Source organism: Photorhabdus cinerea, from assembly GCF_011189575.1.
Lineage (GTDB): Bacteria > Pseudomonadota > Gammaproteobacteria > Enterobacterales > Enterobacteriaceae > Photorhabdus > Photorhabdus cinerea.
Window position 1 is genome coordinate 109,106 of the sequence record NZ_PUJW01000014.1, and the last position, 18,937, is coordinate 128,042.

Below are 18,937 nucleotides of genomic sequence, written 5' to 3' on the forward strand. Positions count from 1 at the left end.
TAGGTTTAGCGGACAACTTCCAGTTTTTCAGGGGTAGATCCCACTGCTCGCCAGTAAGGGACATACATAGATTCGACCTGAGGTGCCGGAATAGTGTAGACACCCGGTGTCACCGCACGGGCCAAATATAGCAATGTCACTGGCTGATATGGATCAACTGCGACTGCTGCCACATATCGATCATCACGATATTCAGTATGACGAATAGTCGCTTGTTGCATATCACCAATCAATTCCTGGAGATTAGCAGCACTATCGCTCAAACTGGCACTACTATTAGCCAGGTTCTGGTTTTCCACTTCTAAACCTGCTGGCAGTAAATCAACAACCAAAGCATCCGGTACTGATTTATCTGAGTTAACCACCAACTTCACCACCACCATTTCACCACTTCTCAGACGATCAATAGAAACCAGATTACCATTTAGATCCAGATAACTACGCTGGATATTCAGCACATTAGAGTAAGGTTTCGGTGCATACTGTGGATAACCGATTACATTCAAACGAGAATAGAGCGTACTGTCACCACGATTGCTGATATTAACCCCTTGCAGGATCTGCTCTGCATTCATCACCTGATTCCATGATCTGCTACTACTCAACGGTGGCACTTGCTGATTAATCACTGCTTCCCATGGTTGTTCCGAAGTATTGATAAAGAAACGCCCTGCCAGATAGAGTGAATTACTCTCCTGAGTTGAAAAATAGTTACGGGATGGCAACTCATCAGACAGCGCCAGCAATTTCTCATCACGATCTTTTGGCAACATATTATTTTCAGTCAACAGAGCGACAATCAGGGCGTTATCACGGATAGCACTACCGTAATCACCCAATCCAAAATCATCATTACGGTTTTTATTGATTCCCAAACGGATCGCTTCATCTGCTCTGGTGTTATCACCCATCAATTTCAGTGCAACTCCCAATTGTACTAATGACAAGCCGTTTCCTGCCTGATAACGACGTTCATAAACTTGTCTTAGGGCGCCTAACGGGGCTTTCTGCTGACTGGCAAGCACCAAACCAGCATAAGCCTGCGCTGAGAACCGCATGGCTTCCTGATTCTGACTGTAGCGATAGTTAATGACACTCTTATCCTGTAAATAACGCAACAGACGGTTATTAGCAGAATTTAGTGCATCAATCGGTACGCTATAGCCTCTCTGACTTGCACGGAATAGAAAATCTGTGGCATAAGCCGTTAACCAATATTCTTCATCACCGGCCCTATCCCACAAGGCAAATCCACCGTCGTGGCGCTGCATACTCAACAAGTGGATAATCCCCTCATCAATACTCGCCCGGCGTTTGTTGTCACTTTCCGTTTTGATACCCAGTTTTTTCAACTCTGCTTCATTTGAATAAAGTGATGGATAAAGCCCGCTGATAGTCTGCTCAAGACAGCCATACGGATAAGCGTACAGTTCACGGATATAACGTGAAATCTGTAACGGCGGGCGACTAGTCAGTAACAACTGACCTTCGAGCGTTTCTGGCGCTAAACCCGATATTGCATCTAACGGCAACTGCCAATTTTCTCCCTGATGGATAACATCAGCAAACAACATAGTTTCTGCTGGTTGTGCCGGACGCACACCAATCTTCCAACTATTTTTATACTGTTTCAGATCTTCACTCGGCAGATTAAGACCATCGACTGTCAGGAAAATTTCCCCCTGACCAAAACCACGATCCGCTGTAACAGGAATTTCAACTGTCGTACGTTTACCTTTTTCCAAGGTTATTTCCTTATTGGCAGCACCTTCTAGTTTAATCAGACCATCAGTCGTAAAGTTTAAAGTCAGATTTTGCGTCTGTTCAGTCAAGTTAGTCAGATCCAGCGATAGCAATGAATGATCACCACCAGCCATAAAGCGCGGTAATGCCATCTGTGTAATCACCGGTGCAGCAATGGTAACTTTGCTTTCACCGTGGCCGAACTCATCCTCACTCCACGCCTGAGCCATCAGCCTCAATTCACCATTGAAATCAGGGATTGGCAAAACGATCTGCCCTTCCCCGTTTTCATCCAATGTCACCGGCTGCGCTTGTTCAGCGATAATCTTAACTTCGGTTAATGGCTTTCTGCCACCACGGTCAAGGGCATCCTCATCACCATCACCGCCAAAACGCAGATTTGCCAGACGACCTTCACCTTCAATCAACTGACCATACACATCATATTGATCGACGCTGTAACGTTTACGGCCAAGGAAAGCACCATAGGGATCAGGGGTTTTGAAATTAGTGATATTCAGTACGCCAGTATCAACCGCTGAAAGCAACACATTAACCTGTTTAGGCAACGATTGCCCTGGCTGTGGTGTCGCTTTTACCTTAACTGTCAGGTTCTGATTCGGACGCATTTTTGCTGGCGCAGATAACGTTAGATCCAATTTGCGGTTTTCATCTGCCAGCGGCAGATGTAACACACCAATAGCACGCTTTGGTGTCGCCTGACGGGATTTATCACCCGGACGTACAACTACGGCAGTCAGATAAAGGTCATGACGACGCCACTCTTTATTGATCGGCACTTCCACATCCAGACCTTGCTCCGGCACATTAATTTCCTGCCACCAGAGCGGACCTTCACTGGATTCCACCAACAAATAACCTTTGCCTGCCTGTGGTGCAACCATATGCAATTTTACTTTCTCGCCCACCTGATAGGCCGGTTTATCCAATGATAATTTTACCTGATCAGGACGAACGGCACCTGTACCACCGGTATTATCTTGCCATGAGTAACCGGCCCAGAAATTAACGCTGGTCACTAATTGATTTTCTGAATTAACCACTTCAATACGGTACGAACCCCAATCAACCGGGAAGCTGACTTTTGCCGTACCATCCTGAGCAATCTGGATATGCTCGTCTGCCATCACCAAATCTTTCTGGTCATAACCTGATTGCCAACCTTCACCATCCGACCAGCGCCAATAATAATCACGACGTTCATAAACCAGACGGGCAGTCAGATCTTTCGCCGCATATTTTTTACCATTGGCATCCGCATAGACCAATTCAAATTCAGCCAATGAATTTTCATCCACGTTATAACGGCTTTGGTCTCGGCCAGTGCGATAGTCATAAATTTGTTTCTGACCAAATAATGGACGGATACCAACCAGTTTTTCTGCTGGCCACACGGCTTGCTCAACGCGACGTGTAACCGGGCGACCACCAGACTCAAGCAAGCTTGCCTGTACAATCACTTTTACCGGTGACGTGATTGAACTCCAATTTTCCGCCTTAACATCCAGTGCAGTTTCACCATCACTATCCAGGGTAAGATCAAACTCATCTAATGTACGGCTGAGATTTTCTTCATTGATAGCACCAAATTCATAGCTAGGTAGTTTTGCTACCGCATCACGGTCCGGACGAAGAAATAATTGCCCTTGCAAGCGATTATTCGCCGCAGGTGCACCGTACAAGTAACGGCCTTTAATGGCAAAATCCACATTGTGGTTTTTCATCACCGGCTGCAATTCACGGCTAATTTCCAGCGCCATACGCTCTGGCATAAAATCTTCTACATTAAACTTATAGTAACGAAGCTTGTTATCACCCAAATCAAAACGTAACGACCAGAGACCGGTTTCCGCCGACTGAGGAATAGTGTAGTGATACTGATACAACCCATTTTCAGGTTGCCAGACAAAACCCCGGGCTACCTGACCATCTGTTTTCAACACATCAACTTTGACTGGCTGGCTTTTAATTGCACGGCCATCACCATCACGCAACAGGCCATTTACAATCAACGTTTCACCGGGACGATAAAGATCACGAGGCCCAAAGACAAAAAACTGTTTGCTGTACCCTTGTGGACCTGCAATATCAAATTCAGACAGATCCAGCGCGGGTGACACCAAATCTATCATGCTGGTTTGCCCATCACGAGTGGCAAGTAGCAATTTAGCTTTCGCACTTTTCTCCAGACTTGCATGTCCATCACCGTCTGTCATTGTCTTTGACAATAACTGCCCTTTATCATCCAACAGGCGTACTTCCACTCCTTTCAAGCTACTGCCTTGCTCCAGCGACTGGGTAAACACATCCATCTGATCCAGATAGCTATGCACAGAAACCCCAACGTCGCTTAACGTGAACATGGTTGCCGGATTAGTATCGGTGTATTTACCCGCCTGTTGCATAACCGCCATATAAACACCATCTTGCTGCAACGCTTTAATGTTATTTAATGGCAATAGCAATTTCTCGCGGGTATTTAGCGTTGGATTGAGATCGAAACGACCGGTATAAACCAATTCCGCATCTTTAAGAATGTCTTCAGATTCCCAGTCATTTAGGTTATTGCGATATTGCCACTGGGCAATAAAAGAAGGTAATGCCGTATCTTTGATCCTGAAAAAATTAACATCAACGTGATTAACATTGAGTGCTAGCACAGGTAAACCTTCTGCTACTTTACTGGGCAGCAGAGATCCCTTGCTGGCAAAACCAACAGAGGGAGAAATAGTTGCTGTTGTCAGGGTTTTCTCATAAGCCGCTTCAAGCTGACGCTCATTAATACCTTTAACCCCTTTATCTACGACCAATTGCAACTTACGGGATGGAGGCAAATGACGCAGACGAAGTTCCATCATGTTATCTGACAGTTCCCAGGCACCATCAAGTTTGCCTTCTTTTACATCGACCAAATGAACATTCTGGGCAAAATTTTGATTTGGATCTAACGGAACAGAAAATGTCACCACCATTGCGCTGGCGCCATCAAGCTGAAGCTCAGAAGCATCTAAAATTGTCACCTCTTTACCAACATAGCGTTTTGCCAACTCAGCCAATGATGCCGCATCTTTCTGTTTTGCTAATTTTGGTGGAACATTTGATTGCGGAGATGTTTTCTCGCTTTGAATTTCTGTGGACTGCGATTGAGCGGTTTTACTATTATCAGAACTGTCAGACTGGTCACAACCAGAAAGCACCAGCAAAGAAGCCAAAATCACCGCAAAATAACGCCTTTTTCTTTCTGGCCGATGCCAGAATTGACCTTGATTCATGACCGTAACCCCTATCTTATCCCAACCAATCAGTAATAGGATTTAATGAATAACTTTATATACCTGTTATCTTTCAAGTTGCCTCTTTGTTGGCTGCACTCACTCACCCCGGTCACAGAGTTATCTATGCTCCCGGGGATTCGCTCCCTTACCGTCGCGATCCATCTTGAAATCTATTGGGTATAAATCAATACATTAATTTAATGCAAACCGATTAAGTAATATTGCACTATTTGAATAGTGACAATATACAAACATTAAGTTCATATAATAACTCTTTTTTAACGAATTAAATATCATAGAATGCGATAAATAGATTTGAATTTATAGCTTTAATCTATGATTAAGAACTCAATATAGTTCATTAATGAATAAAATTTTCCACTTCATTAATTTGGCGAAAATAACATTTATTAAGCTATATTTCTTTATAAATCATGAAAAATAAGCAAATAAGCAAATAAGCAAATAAGCAAATAAGCAAATAAGCAAATAAGCAAATAAGCAAATAAGCAAATAAGCAAATAAGCAAATAAGCAAATAAGCAAATAAGCAAATAAGCAAATAAGCAAATAAGCAAATAAGCAAATAAGCAAATAAGCAAATAAGCATAATTAACAATAACCAAGATTAATAAAATTAACAAGATATAATTCAATATAGAAAACATTAATATTAAGAATAATATACAGGTACATCATGCCACTTTATTACCAAAAGTGGCAATGATTACTTGTACAAAATTTTTGTTTTCTGAGTCTTTTTTGAGAAAATTCCGACAAAGCCCTCTATGAGAAAAAATGCAATAATAAATGTCAATAAAATCAGCAATGGAAATATTCACTAATCGTTATTTATAGGCCAAATGGTTTAAGGAAGACAAAGACTCCAATTCTTAACGTCGGGAAAAATTGAGTAGTAACCCAATGAAAATTTTCGTTCTGAATAAATCTCATCACCATTACCCTACCAATAACACTTGTCCTGTTTTCAACCCCTTAGCATTTGGCAGCCAAAGCCTTCCCCAACTACCAGTACAATGACACCCATAGACTTCTTTTATATTTTCTTTTATAAAAAATTCTCTAATCTTCAATAATTCGGTCGGTAATGCTCTCCTCAAATGGAATCCACCTATTACTGCGAATACTTTATCCACACCTGTAATCATTTTAGCGTGGTTAATTATTTCACAAATACCCGAATGACCACACCCAACAATAATAACAAGCCCGTGATCGCTTTTCCAAATTAAAGCACTATCATCAAATATATAGTCATTGGACCAAGAACTTTTTTTTACTAAACCATAGGATTTTCGATGATTATTTGTTATTTCTCCTGAAAAAACAAATCGTTCACTTATCTTCATATGCGATTTTGTCAAACGAAAAAAAACTTTCTTCTTGATTCTTTTATTAATTTTACCCGACATTTTTTTAAACTTTAAAACACTATTTTTGAACTTAACCCCATAATATCTCTCATTTAATGCATCAGGATGACATATTAATTTAGCATTATGAGGGAAATAATTAACACCACCGATATGGTCAGAATGTCCATGAGAGATAACAATCTTAGATATATCATCAATAGATATTCCCATCCTGTTTGCATTCTCGATATAGCTGTCATCCGGGCCGGTATCAAAGATTATCTTCTCTTCACCGTCCTCAAGTAAAAGGCTTAAACCAGGCTTAGCTATCAAATATGAATCAGATGTTTTATTTTCCAAGAGTACAGTTATTTTTAATGACATGGTATATCCATTAATTTTGTTGAAGTAACACTTCTATTAAACGATACGGGTAACAATAGCATTGATGTACATCAATAAAACAATGAAAAGCGTTTATATCGTCACATTCTTATAAGCAGATCACAAATTATCACTTATTTGCTGCAAGTTAATTTTTCAACATAAAATGACTATCTCTCTATTATATTTATCGCCTTGAAATATTAACACGCAATTATTATCCCTTGTTGCACAACATATATTTACAAATAAAGATAAATATATTATTCCACATAAAAACTCAATGGGATATTATTGGAACTAATAAAATAGACGCTCAAAAACAATATTAATCCATCTAATTTAAGCTCATGACTGTATAATTTTACATATTATTTAAAAGTCAGCAATAATTAATTACAATTGTTATACCATAGGATAAAAACATAAGGAATTTGTTAGACAAAATATAACTCATAATTATGAAAACAACTTTTTAGACAATATCCATTTAATTATCGCCATATTAAATCATCAATGCATTAATATATGAAAGTTATTAATAAAATAAACCCATTAATATCAAACTATAATTAACTCATTATTGTTTAAATCAAAAAATATATTATCTATATTTTAAAAAACAACATTAATTTCAATTAAAATATTAACCATATAAATATTCAAATCTATTTTTTAAATAAAATTCAATAAGAATTAGAAAATCAGTATCCGATAGTATCAAAATCGTGGCGAAGTCACGGGGGAAACCTGTCCGTTCTTTTATTTCTACCCCGCCCAACCTCGCCACTATCGAATTGATTATGTATTCGTTACCGGAATACTCCCTCGTAACCAACTGCCTAGTTTACGCTGGTAAAATGGTTGCGTATGCTGAATCAAATAATGGCTAATGCCACGCTCTTTTTCATCAACCAAGCAAAAATCAATAGGTTCTTCTTCGGAAGTGTATTCACAGGCAATACTACCGGCCTCTTGAATTAGCTGTTCAACTTCATCCGACGTACCATTCATTTCCAGTCCAATTAATAAATTGGGCTTTTCATCCACATTTTTATCATGAGCCTGAATGATAAAAGCACGGCGGACAGGTTTACGCTGGCTAAATAAACTGACCAGAGCGTCAATGAGCTGTGAAGGATATTCTTCCGGCTGGCTGAGTGTTATCGCGCTGCCACTTGGAACATTAACCTCAACCGAAACCAACTCACTTAATGAACTCATAAAAATCTCCAATCAGTTTTTATATAAAATAGAATTATTTCGCTTTCGCCAACAACAGATTTGCAATCGAACGAACACCATAACCCGTTGCACCAGCAGACCAATGTTCTACAGCAGATTTACGGTAAGTTGCCGAGCAATCAATGTGAATCCAACCTTTTTGGTACTCTTCCACAAAATGAGATAGGAAAGCCGCCGCTGTGCTGGCACCAGCCGTATGTGATGGCGCAGCAACATTGTTCAGATCAGCAAAATTTGATGGCAGCTGGCTACGATGGAATTCAGCCAATGGCAGGCGCCAGAATAATTCATTCTCAGATTCAGAAGCAGCTAGCAGATCCGCCGCTAATTTATCATCAAAGCTGAATATAGAGTGATAGTCATTACCCACAGCCGCTTTCGCTGCACCTGTCAAGGTTGCCGCATCAATAATTAATTTAGCTTTCTCTTTGCTGGCATCAATCAAACCATCAGCCAGAACAAGACGACCTTCCGCATCGGTGTTCATCACTTCAACGGATTTTCCATTACGGTAACGGATAATATCACCCAATTTAAAGGCATTACCACTGACCATATTATCCGCAATACAGAGGAACAGTTTAACACGCTGTTTCAGACCTCGATTGATCGCCAGAGCCAATGCTCCCGCCAGTGTTGCAGCTCCGCCCATATCTGCTTTCATAGAATCCATAAAAGAAGATTGTTTTAAGCTGTAGCCGCCGGTATCAAATGTAATGCCTTTACCAACCAGACAGGCGAATACAGGCGCTTGTGGGTTGTCAGTTGGGTTGTAATCCAATGCCAGCAGAATCGGATCGCGGGAAGAACCACGACCAACGGTATGAATACCCGCATAACCCTGTTCACGTAAATCTTCGCCTTTAGTAATACGATAACTTACTGTCTCATTCGCAACGCCACACATTAGGTCAATAGCACGTTTCGCCAATTGTTCCGGCCCAAGCTCTTCAGCTGACATATTGATGGTGTCACGTACCCAATCAATAATTTTAATTCTGTTTTCCAATTCTTGTTTTTCAGCCGCAGGCAATTGAGGCCATTCAATAGAACGTTTACCTTTTGGCGCACGGAATCCTTGCCAGAAAGACCAACTTCTCTCTAAATCCCAACCTTCTCCAACCAGAGCCACATGACAAATTCCCTGTCCGTCAATTTTACGCCCGGCACGTTGAACAGCGCCTAATTTACCTTTACCAACTAGATGAATGGTCACCCCTTGATCACTGGAACTAATCAACGCTTTTTCACCCCAGCAAGTTGCTGCTGGTTCATAAGACAGTGTTATTGGCATGATTTGTTTAGTCATTTTTTTCACCTCTTATTATTACCGCTTGATGGCAGTGAGGAGCTTATTCAAGCTTCTACCTATACCCTATGGATTTCAAGATGCATCGCGGCGGCAAGGGAGCGAATCCCCGGGAGCATAGATAACTATGTGACCGGGGTGAACGAGTGCAGCCAACAAAGAAGCAACTTGAAAGATAACGGGTATACATAATTATTCGCCTGCCAGATATTAACCCTATAAAAAAACTGGCCAAAGCCAGTTTTTCATTGAAGTTCAGCCTACCTCAAAACAATACGAATAAATAACAAATTAATGCTATTTTGTTATTCAAATTCATCCAGCCAGACCAGAAGAATAGCTTCCAGAATCTTTTCATTAGATTTCTCGGGAGCATCATCAAAATCATCTAATTCACAAATCCACTGATGCATATCAGTAAAGCGAACTGTTTTTGGGTCTAGATCAGGAAACTTGTCATACAGCGCTTCTGCAATTTCACGACTGTCAGACCATTTCAGGCTCATTTATATATTTCTCCTGCCAATCAGTGCTCACGGGCATGGTTAATCGTGTATTTTGGAATTTCTATTACCAAATCTTCATCCGAGACTCTGGCCTGACAACTCAGACGACTTTCTGGCTCCAGCCCCCAAGCTTTATCCAACATGTCATCTTCCAGTTCAGAGCTCTCTTCCAGTGAATCGAAGCCTTCACGAACGATACAGTGGCAAGTTGTGCAAGCACAGGATTTTTCACAAGCATGTTCAATTTCAATCCCATTGCGCAATGCAACATCCAGAATGGATTCCCCTTCTCTGGCTTCCAGCACTGCACCATCAGGGCAAAGATCGTTATGAGGTAAAAATACAATTTTCGGCATAATTAAATCTCATCCACAGAATGGCCCGCCAATGCACGACGAATAGATGTATCCATCCGACGCGCTGCGAATTCCTGCGTTTGCTTGTCCAGTTGTTTAATTGCGTTCTCTATAATTTGAGGATCACTCCCCTGAACGCTTTTTATAAGTATTTCTACAGCGGCATCAATCGCCGCCTGCTCTTGTTCATTCAGTAAATCAGCATCTTTTTCTAACGCACTGGTGACACTTTCCAGTACCCGCGCCGCTTCTACTTTTTGTTCTGCCAGTTTGCGCGCATTGATATCCTCCTGAACATTTGCCATAGAATCTTTTATCATGCGAGCTATTTCTTCATCAGATAAACCATAGGAAGGTTTCACCTGAATAGCGGCTTCCACACCCGTCGATTTTTCCAATGCGCTGACGCTCAGCAAGCCATCAGCATCCACCTGGAAAGTCACCCGGATATGGGCACCACCAGCCGGTAATGGCGGAATACCACGCAGTGTAAAACGGGCCAGTGAACGGCAATCATTCACCAATTCTCTTTCCCCTTGCACCACATGAATACTCATTGCACTCTGACCGTCTTTAAAGGTCGTGAATTCCTGTGCTCTTGCTACTGGAATGGTGGTATTGCGGGGGATAACTTTTTCAACCAAGCCCCCCATGGTTTCTAGTCCCAGTGAAAGCGGAATCACATCCAATAACAGCATGTCGCTGTCTGGTTTGTTACCTACCAAAATATCCGCCTGGATCGAAGCACCAATGGCTACAACTTTATCAGGATCAATTGAAGTCAATGGTTCACGGCCAAAAAACTTCCCAACCATGTGACGAACCAGTGGTATACGGGTTGAGCCTCCCACCATCACCACTTGTAAAACTTCATCCGCTGAGACTTCTGCATCTTTCAGCACTCGGCGACTTGCCAGCAAAGTACGTTTTATTAACGGTGTAATCAGTGCTTCAAATTCGGAACGGGTGATTTTCCCCTGCCAGTCGGCAATATTTATTGCTGCAACATCGGCATCACTTAAAGCAATTTTTACCTGAGTGGCAATATCCAATAGCTGACGTTGTAGACTGTGGTCATCCCGACTGCTGATACCTGCCTGTTCACGAATCCAGTCAACAAGCATCAAATCGAAATCATCTCCCCCAAGCGCAGTGTCACCACCGGTTGCCAGCACTTCAAATACACCACGGCTCAGTCGGAGAATAGAAACGTCAAATGTACCGCCACCTAAATCATAAACAGCAATCACACCTTCCTGACCAGAATCCAGTCCATAAGCAATTGCTGCGGCAGTCGGTTCGTTAAGCAAGCGCAGAACATGTAATCCAGCTAAACGAGCTGCATCTTTTGTGCCCTGACGCTGTGCATCATCAAAATAGGCAGGAACAGTGATCACAACGCCATCAAGCTTACCATCCAGTGTTTCTTCTGCACGCTGTGCCAACAATTTAAGAATCTCAGAAGAAACCTGAATAGGATCGACTAAACCTATTGCCGTATTGATTAATGGCAGCCCGTTCTCACTCGCCTGAAATTGATAAGGAAGATTGGGATAACGTTGTTGAATATCAACCAGAGAGCGCCCCATCATGCGCTTCACAGAACTGATGGTATTAACGGGATCACATGCAGCCTGTTGACGAGCTAACCAACCAATTTCAGTCCCCTTTTTATGGTAGTGAACAACCGAAGGAAGCAGGTAACGATCTTCACTATCCATCAGGGTTTCCGCTTGCCCACTACAAACGGTTGCAACTAATGAATGCGTTGTACCTAAATCAATACCGGCAGCCAAACGACGTTGATGTGGTACAGCAGATAAACCCGGCTCGCTGATTTGTAATAAAGCCATATACGCTTTCCTTAAAAGTCGTCCAGTAAACGTTCTTCTAGTTGTTCAACTTGCTGTTGCAATTTATCCAGAAAACGCAATTTACGAACAGTATCGGCTGCCTGTCCCCACTGCTGTTCATTCAATTGTTGCTCCATTTGCTGACTACGGGTTTTAATCATCCCGTTCAGACGGGCAGCAAAATCTGCCAATGCCATTTCTGCATCGGCTTTATTTTCAATGAATTCTAACTCTTCCCGCAACATAAGCTGTTCCATCAGGAAAGCATTGTCATTCATGGTGTGTTGCTCGTTGGCTAAATCAAAACCATGTAGAGAGAGTATATATTCAGCACGTTTCAGTGGGTGTTTAAGCGTTTGATAGCCATCATTGATAGTCGCTGCCTGCTGCAACGCCAGCGTTTTTTCACGCTCCGGCTGACTAGCAAAGCGATCAGGGTGAAACTGACGCTGCAATTCCTGATAACAGTTTGTCAGTTGTTCACGGTCAATAGCATAACGAGCCGGCAGCCCGAATAGAGTGAAATAGTCCATAATCTAAACTTGTTCTCTGGATTTAGCCGAAAAACGGAATTAAACTTTAAAACTTTCTCCACAACCACATTCGCTGGAAACATTCGGGTTGTTGAATTTAAAGCCTTCGTTAAGGCCCTCTTTAACAAAATCCAGTTCTGTACCGTCGAGGTAGACCATGCTCTTGCCATCCACGATAACTTTGACACCCTTATCTTTAAATACGGTGTCGTCTTCGTTAATCACATCGGCAAACTCAAGCAGATATGCCATACCTGAGCAGCCTGATGTTCTGACGCCAAGGCGTAAACCAACACCTTTTCCACGGTTACTTAGGAATGACGAAACGCGTTGTGCAGCACTTTCTGTAAGGGAAATTGACATACAACAACCTCACTTTTCAAAACCAACAAAGGCGGATACTGGTTGGTATATATACCCGTTATCTTTCAAGCTGCCTCTTTGTTGGCGGCACTCACTCACCCCGGTCACAGAGTTATCTATGCTCCCGGGGATTCGCTCCCTTGCCGTCGCGATACATCTTGAAATCCATTGGGTATAACAGCCAGTATCCACCAAATTCATGTTCTATTTTCTTATTATCAAGGGCAATTATTTGCCCTGGCGTTTACTTTTGTAATCCGCAATGGCTGCTTTAATTGCATCTTCTGCCAGAATAGAACAGTGAATTTTCACTGGTGGCAGTTCTAATTCATCTGCAATTGCAGTATTTTTAATCGCTTCTGCCTGCTCCAGAGATTTGCCCTTCATCCATTCAGTAACTAAAGAGCTGGAAGCAATTGCAGAACCGCAACCATAGGTTTTGAAACGCGCATCTTCAATAATGCCTTCATTATTGACTTTGATTTGTAGTTTCATGACGTCACCACACGCCGGGGCACCGACCATGCCGCTACCAACCGTTGGATCTTCATTATCGAAAGAACCAACATTGCGTGGGTTTTCATAGTGATCAATTACTTTTTCGCTGTAAGCCATAGTTGTTACTCCCAAAGCCGTCTAATTAGTGATGAGACCATTCGATACTGTTAAGATCTACACCTTGTTTAAACATTTCCCACAGTGGAGAAAGTTCACGCAAGCGGCCAATAGATTTGTGAATCAGTTCAATGGCATAGTCGATCTCTTCTTCCGTGGTAAAGCGCCCTAAAGAGAAACGGATAGAACTGTGCGCCAGTTCGTCATTCATACCCAACGCACGCAATACATAGGAGGGCTCCAAACTTGCGGAAGTACATGCAGAACCCGAAGAAACCGCCAGATCTTTTAATGACATCATCAGTGATTCACCTTCAACATAGTTGAAGCTGACATTCAGAATGTGTGGCGCGCCGTGTTCCAAGTCGCCGTTGAGGAAAACTTCCTCGATATCTTTAATACCATTCCACAAGCGTAAACGCAGACCGCGCAGACGTTGAGATTCGCTTTCCATCTCTTGTTTAGCAATGCGATACGCTTCACCCATACCGACAATTTGGTGAACAGGTAAAGTGCCAGAACGCATACCACGTTCATGACCGCCACCATGTTGCTGAGCTTCAATACGAATGCGTGGTTTACGGCGAACGTACAGCGCACCAATCCCCATCGGCCCATAAATTTTATGCGCGGAGAAAGACATCAGGTCAACTTTAAGTTTAGCCAGGTCGATAGGCAGCTTACCTACGCTCTGAGTGGCATCAACATGAAAAATGATGCCGCGACTGCGACACATTTCGCCAATAGCAGCGATATCCTGTACCACACCAATTTCATTGTTAACGTGCATGATAGAGATCAAAATAGTGTCATCACGCACTGCGGCTTCCAGATCTTTTAAATCAATCAGCCCATTGCTTTGAGGTGCCAGATAAGTGACTTCAAATCCTTCACGCTCTAACTGACGGCAAGTATCCAGAACCGCTTTATGTTCGGTTTTGCTGGTGATGATGTGCTTGCCTTTTTTCTGATAAAAATTAGCGGCACCTTTAATAGCAAGATTGTCTGATTCAGTTGCGCCGGAAGTGAAAACAATTTCACGCGGATCAGCACCCACTAAATCAGCAATCTGATTACGGGCAATATCAACCGCTTCTTCAGCCTGCCAGCCAAAACGGTGAGAACGGGAAGCCGGGTTACCAAATACCCCGTCCATGGTCAGATATTGCATCATTCTTTCAGCAACACGCGGATCAACCGGTGTCGTTGCTGAGTAGTCTAAATAAATGGGTAATTTCATTGCTCACATACTCCCTACTTCTAATACTTCAATTCATCACAAGTTCTGCTTATGCGCGCAGATTGACATTAATTGTTTCTTGTGCTCTGCCATTAGGCGTACGGCGTTTATCGTTATCTTGACGATCAGCAACATCTAACACTTCTTGATTATTAACTAATTCTTTTAAACTAATACTACTCAGGAAACTGGTAATACGATCACTTAAATCGCGCCATAAAGCATGTGTCAAACAGCGATCACCACCTTGACACCCTTCTTTACCCTGGCAACGGGTAGCATCTACCGATTCATCAACAGCGAAAATAACTTCGGCAACGACAATTTTATCGGCATCTCTGCCCAGCAAATAACCGCCACCCGGACCACGGACGCTTGAAACCAGACCATTTTTACGCAAGCGAGAAAATAATTGTTCAAGGTAGGAGAGGGAAATACCCTGACGCTCAGAAATGTCGGCCAAGGGCACCGGACCTTCTTGTGAGTGTAACGCCACATCAAGCATGGCAGTTACTGCATAACGCCCTTTAGATGTCAATCTCATAAATGAATTACCCCGTGGTGAAATATGAATGAAATTGTGTCATTCCTGAGTGTTTTAGTCAACTATTTAACCTAGTAATTTACTCAACTATTTCTTCGCCCATTTTTCAACCGAGGTCAGTATGCCACGCAGAATATTCAGCTCCTGCATCTCTGGACGAGCACGGGTAAAAAGCCGTCTTAATTTATTCATTATTTGGCCTGGATGTGCTTTCCTGATGAAACCAGAATCATGTAATACCTGTTCAAGGTGATGATAAAAACGCTCCATATCATCAACTAATGGATATTCAGTCTCATTTGTTTCCTGCTCAACTTTATCCTGACGCGCGAGATAGGCCATACGGATTTCATAACTCACAAGCTGAACCGCCATTGCCAGATTTAATGAACTGTATTCTGAGTTAGTCGGGATATTCAGATGATAATGACACTTCTGCAATTCTTCATTAGTGAGCCCTACACGCTCACGCCCAAAGACAATTGCAACAGGTGCATGTTCTGCTTCTTGAACGCTCCGTTCACCACATTCACGAGGTTCGACCATCGGCCATGAAAGGGTTCTTGAACGAGCACTGGTACCAATCACCAGTTCGCAACCAACCAAAGCTTTATCCAAACTATCAACAATAGTCGCATTACCAATAACATCGCTGGCACCCGCAGAAAGAGCGATCGCATGAGAATCTGGCTGAACCAGTGGATTAACCAGATAAAGATTGGTTAATCCCATTGTTTTCATTGCCCGGGCAGTTGACCCCATATTCCCAGTGTGGGAAGTTTCAACCAAGATAATGCGGATATTTTCTAACATGACAACTTCTGGACTAGTTATAAGAATCAAATATCTTAACACAGTATTAGTCATTTTTCCGAACTACTGCTATACTGCGCGCCGATTAATTATCCGTTCTTTAACATCCTAGTGGAAGATACCCCATGCATCCGATGCTGACCATCGCCATACGCGCTGCGCGTAAGGCCGGCAACCTGATTGCCAAGAATTATGAAACTCCTGATGCGGTTGAAGCGAGTCAAAAAGGTAATAACGACTTTGTGACCAACGTTGACAAAGCCGCAGAAGCGCTGATTATCGACGTTATCCGCAAATCTTATCCTAAGCACACGATTATTACGGAAGAAAGTGGCGAACTAGCAGGCGAAGATGATGATATTCAATGGGTAATCGATCCACTGGATGGCACCACTAACTTTATCAAACGTCTCCCCCATTTCGCTGTTTCTATTGCAGTTCGCATTAAAGGCCGTACTGAAGTTGCCGTTGTTTATGATCCAATGCGTAATGAGCTTTTCACCACAACCCGTGGTCAAGGTGCTCAGTTGAATGGTTACCGTCTGCGTGGCACCAATGCCCGCGATCTGGATGGCACTATTCTGGCAACAGGTTTTCCATTTAAAGCAAAACAGCATTCCACTGTTTTCATTAATACTCTAGGCAAATTATTTGTGCGTTGCGCTGATTTCCGCCGTACAGGTTCAGCCGCGTTGGATCTGGCTTATGTTGCGGCTGGCCGGGTTGATGGTTACTTTGAAATTGGCCTAAAGCCGTGGGATTTTATGGGCGGTGAACTGTTGGTTCGTGAATCTGGCGGTATCATTACTGATTTCGTTGGTGGCCATAATTACATTCATTCCGGTAATCTTGTTGCGGGTAATCCACGCGTTGTTAAAGATATTCTGGCCGAAATGCGTGATGAATTATCAGAAGCATTGAAACGTTAATTCAAAGCCAATCTTTAAAGCAGGAATTGCAGACGATATCCTTTGAGCCTGCAATTCCATTTGACAACAAAAAAGTCATCAATGAACTTTTTTGTTGTCGTTTTAAACCTAAATTACTCCGCTAACCAATAAACCGCTTCGTAAGGCTGTAGCGACATATTTTTCGCAGGTAGCTGACGTTCAGGATAATTCCCCATTAACTTAACCCATGAGCAATGGGATAAAGAAGCATCCAGTGACCACTCCTGCACTTCCGCGCTGAGATTGGCGATAACCAGCAACGTTTGATTTTCCCAACGACGAATATAACACCAAAAAGAAGGATGAGATGGCAATAAGTCTTCATAGCTGCCATAAGTCAATACAGGATATTCCTTCCGCAATTTTATTAAACGTGCATAACAATGAAAAACTGAATCATCATCCTGCATAGCGTTTTCAGCATTCACGTCCCTGTAATCACTATTTAGCGCGAGCCACGGTTCCCCCTGAGTAAATCCTGCATTATGAGTTGCATCCCACTGCATCGGCGTTCGCCCATTATCACGAGATTTCTTCGCTAAGACCGATAAGATTTTTTCTTTATCATCGCCCAGCTCAATCTTCTCTTGATAAATATTTAAACTTTCTATATCCCGATAATCCTCAATTTGAGAAAAATTAGGGTTAGTCATCCCCAATTCTTCCCCTTGATAGATGTAAGGCGTTCCTTGCATACCGTGCAACACCATTGCCAACATTTTAGCAGATGGAACCCGTAATGCTCCTTCACCACCAAAACGTGAAACAATCCGCGGTTGATCGTGATTACACCAGAACAGAGCATTCCACGCCCGTCCATGCATCCCTTGCTGCCACTTAGCAAAAATTTTCTTCAATTCAATAAAATCAGGTGGCGCAATGACCCATTTTTCGCCATTGGGGTAATCGACTTTCAAGTGATGAAAAGCAAAAACCATCGATAGCTCTTCACCATCTAACGAGGAATAGCGCTGGCAATTTTCCAGGGAAGTAGAAGACATCTCCCCGACAGTCATCACCCCCGCAGGCTGGAATGCCTCTCTGTTTATTTCCTGCAAAAACTCATGAATACGCGGACCATCGGTATAGAATTGACGTCCATCTCCTTCAGTTGCTTCAGGAAAACCCTGCTGCTTAGAAACCAGATTGATAACATCCAGACGGAACCCATCAACACCAAGGTCAGCCCAAAATTCACAAATCTTTTTAAGTTCAGCGCGTACTGGCTCATGTTCCCAGTTTAAATCCGCCTGCTCCGTGGCAAACAGGTGTAAATAATACTGTTTGCTTTCCTCGTGCCACTCCCAAGCATTGCCGCCAAATTTTGACACCCAATTATTAGGCGGAGTCCCCGGTATCCCATCCCGCCAGATGTAATACTGCCGGTAAGGGCTATTAATGTCCTGTGCTTGTTTGAACCAAGGATGCTGAGTGGATGTATGGTTGAAAACAATATCCACGATGATACGGATATCACGTTGATGTGCTTCATCGACCAAACGCTTAAAATCATCCATTGAACCGTAAGCCGGGTCAATCGAACAATAATCAGCGACATCATAGCCATTATCTACCTGTGGTGAGAGGTAAAAAGGAGTCACCCAAATAGCGTCCACTCCCAGTTTCTTCAAATAATCAAGCCGGTAAGTAATACCGTTCAGATCGCCGGTTCCACTACCAGTAGTATCCTGAAAACTTTTAGGATATATCTGATAGATGACACCTTGTAACCACCATGGAATGATTTTGTCCATCAAAAACGCCTTATCAATATATTTCCTGAGTTAAAGTTACTTTTATATCTGTTAATCA

Annotated in this window: 14 protein-coding genes and 1 pseudogene; 1 reads left to right on the forward strand and 14 read right to left on the reverse strand. The window is 42.5% G+C overall.

Going from position 1 to position 18,937, the window contains the following annotated elements; all coding sequences use genetic code 11:
- Positions 1-5: 5 nt before the first annotated feature.
- The 13 genes and pseudogenes from C5469_RS14645 to trmJ form a co-directional block, all read right to left on the reverse strand.
- Positions 6-5,036 carry an alpha-2-macroglobulin family protein gene (locus C5469_RS14645; RefSeq protein ID WP_166308050.1) on the reverse strand — a complete coding sequence of 1,677 codons (5,031 nt, stop codon included), beginning with the start codon at positions 5,034-5,036 and terminating at the stop codon, positions 6-8.
- A gap of 961 nt (positions 5,037-5,997) precedes the next feature.
- Entirely contained in the window at positions 5,998-6,798 is an 801-nt protein-coding gene (locus C5469_RS14650; protein WP_166308053.1) for an MBL fold metallo-hydrolase, read from the reverse strand.
- Positions 6,799-7,599: 801 nt separating this feature from the next.
- A pseudogene (locus C5469_RS14655) lies at positions 7,600-7,992 on the reverse strand (enhanced serine sensitivity protein SseB C-terminal domain-containing protein); the annotation flags it as partial.
- A gap of 64 nt (positions 7,993-8,056) precedes the next feature.
- A complete protein-coding gene (gene pepB, locus C5469_RS14660; RefSeq protein WP_166308059.1) occupies positions 8,057-9,352 on the reverse strand; it encodes an aminopeptidase PepB in 1,296 nt (431 codons plus the stop codon).
- 305 nt (positions 9,353-9,657) lie between these two features.
- On the reverse strand, positions 9,658-9,858 hold the full coding sequence (gene iscX, locus C5469_RS14665; RefSeq protein WP_166308062.1) for a Fe-S cluster assembly protein IscX: 201 nt from the start codon (positions 9,856-9,858) through the stop codon (positions 9,658-9,660).
- A gap of 20 nt (positions 9,859-9,878) precedes the next feature.
- Entirely contained in the window at positions 9,879-10,214 is a 336-nt protein-coding gene (fdx, locus tag C5469_RS14670) for an ISC system 2Fe-2S type ferredoxin (protein WP_015833512.1), read from the reverse strand.
- 2 nt (positions 10,215-10,216) lie between these two features.
- Positions 10,217-12,067 carry a Fe-S protein assembly chaperone HscA gene (hscA, locus tag C5469_RS14675; protein ID WP_166308065.1) on the reverse strand — a complete coding sequence of 617 codons (1,851 nt, stop codon included), beginning with the start codon at positions 12,065-12,067 and terminating at the stop codon, positions 10,217-10,219.
- 11 nt (positions 12,068-12,078) lie between these two features.
- Positions 12,079-12,600, reverse strand: coding sequence for a co-chaperone HscB (gene hscB / locus C5469_RS14680; RefSeq protein ID WP_166308068.1), 522 nt, complete (start codon positions 12,598-12,600; stop codon positions 12,079-12,081).
- A gap of 39 nt (positions 12,601-12,639) precedes the next feature.
- Complete coding sequence (iscA, locus tag C5469_RS14685) at positions 12,640-12,963, reverse strand: iron-sulfur cluster assembly protein IscA (protein ID WP_166308071.1); 324 nt, start codon at positions 12,961-12,963, stop codon at positions 12,640-12,642.
- 228 nt (positions 12,964-13,191) lie between these two features.
- Positions 13,192-13,578, reverse strand: coding sequence for a Fe-S cluster assembly scaffold IscU (gene iscU, locus C5469_RS14690; RefSeq protein ID WP_166308074.1), 387 nt, complete (start codon positions 13,576-13,578; stop codon positions 13,192-13,194).
- Positions 13,579-13,603: 25 nt separating this feature from the next.
- Complete coding sequence (locus tag C5469_RS14695; protein WP_166308077.1) at positions 13,604-14,818, reverse strand: IscS subfamily cysteine desulfurase; 1,215 nt, start codon at positions 14,816-14,818, stop codon at positions 13,604-13,606.
- 49 nt (positions 14,819-14,867) lie between these two features.
- Entirely contained in the window at positions 14,868-15,362 is a 495-nt protein-coding gene (iscR, locus tag C5469_RS14700) for a Fe-S cluster assembly transcriptional regulator IscR (RefSeq protein ID WP_054479035.1), read from the reverse strand.
- Positions 15,363-15,449: 87 nt separating this feature from the next.
- The gene (gene trmJ, locus C5469_RS14705) at positions 15,450-16,175 is read right to left on the reverse strand and encodes a tRNA (cytosine(32)/uridine(32)-2'-O)-methyltransferase TrmJ (RefSeq protein WP_166308080.1); all 726 of its coding nucleotides are present in this window, start codon (positions 16,173-16,175) and stop codon (positions 15,450-15,452) included.
- A gap of 125 nt (positions 16,176-16,300) precedes the next feature.
- Between trmJ and suhB the strand changes: the two genes are divergently transcribed.
- The gene (gene suhB / locus C5469_RS14710; RefSeq protein WP_166308083.1) at positions 16,301-17,104 is read left to right on the forward strand and encodes an inositol-1-monophosphatase; all 804 of its coding nucleotides are present in this window, start codon (positions 16,301-16,303) and stop codon (positions 17,102-17,104) included.
- A 113-nt stretch (positions 17,105-17,217) separates the two neighbouring features.
- On the opposite strand, the gene treC is transcribed toward suhB, so the two are convergent.
- Positions 17,218-18,879, reverse strand: a complete 1,662-nt coding sequence (treC, locus tag C5469_RS14715; RefSeq protein WP_166308086.1) for an alpha,alpha-phosphotrehalase — start codon at positions 18,877-18,879, stop codon at positions 17,218-17,220.
- Positions 18,880-18,937 lie beyond the last annotated feature (58 nt).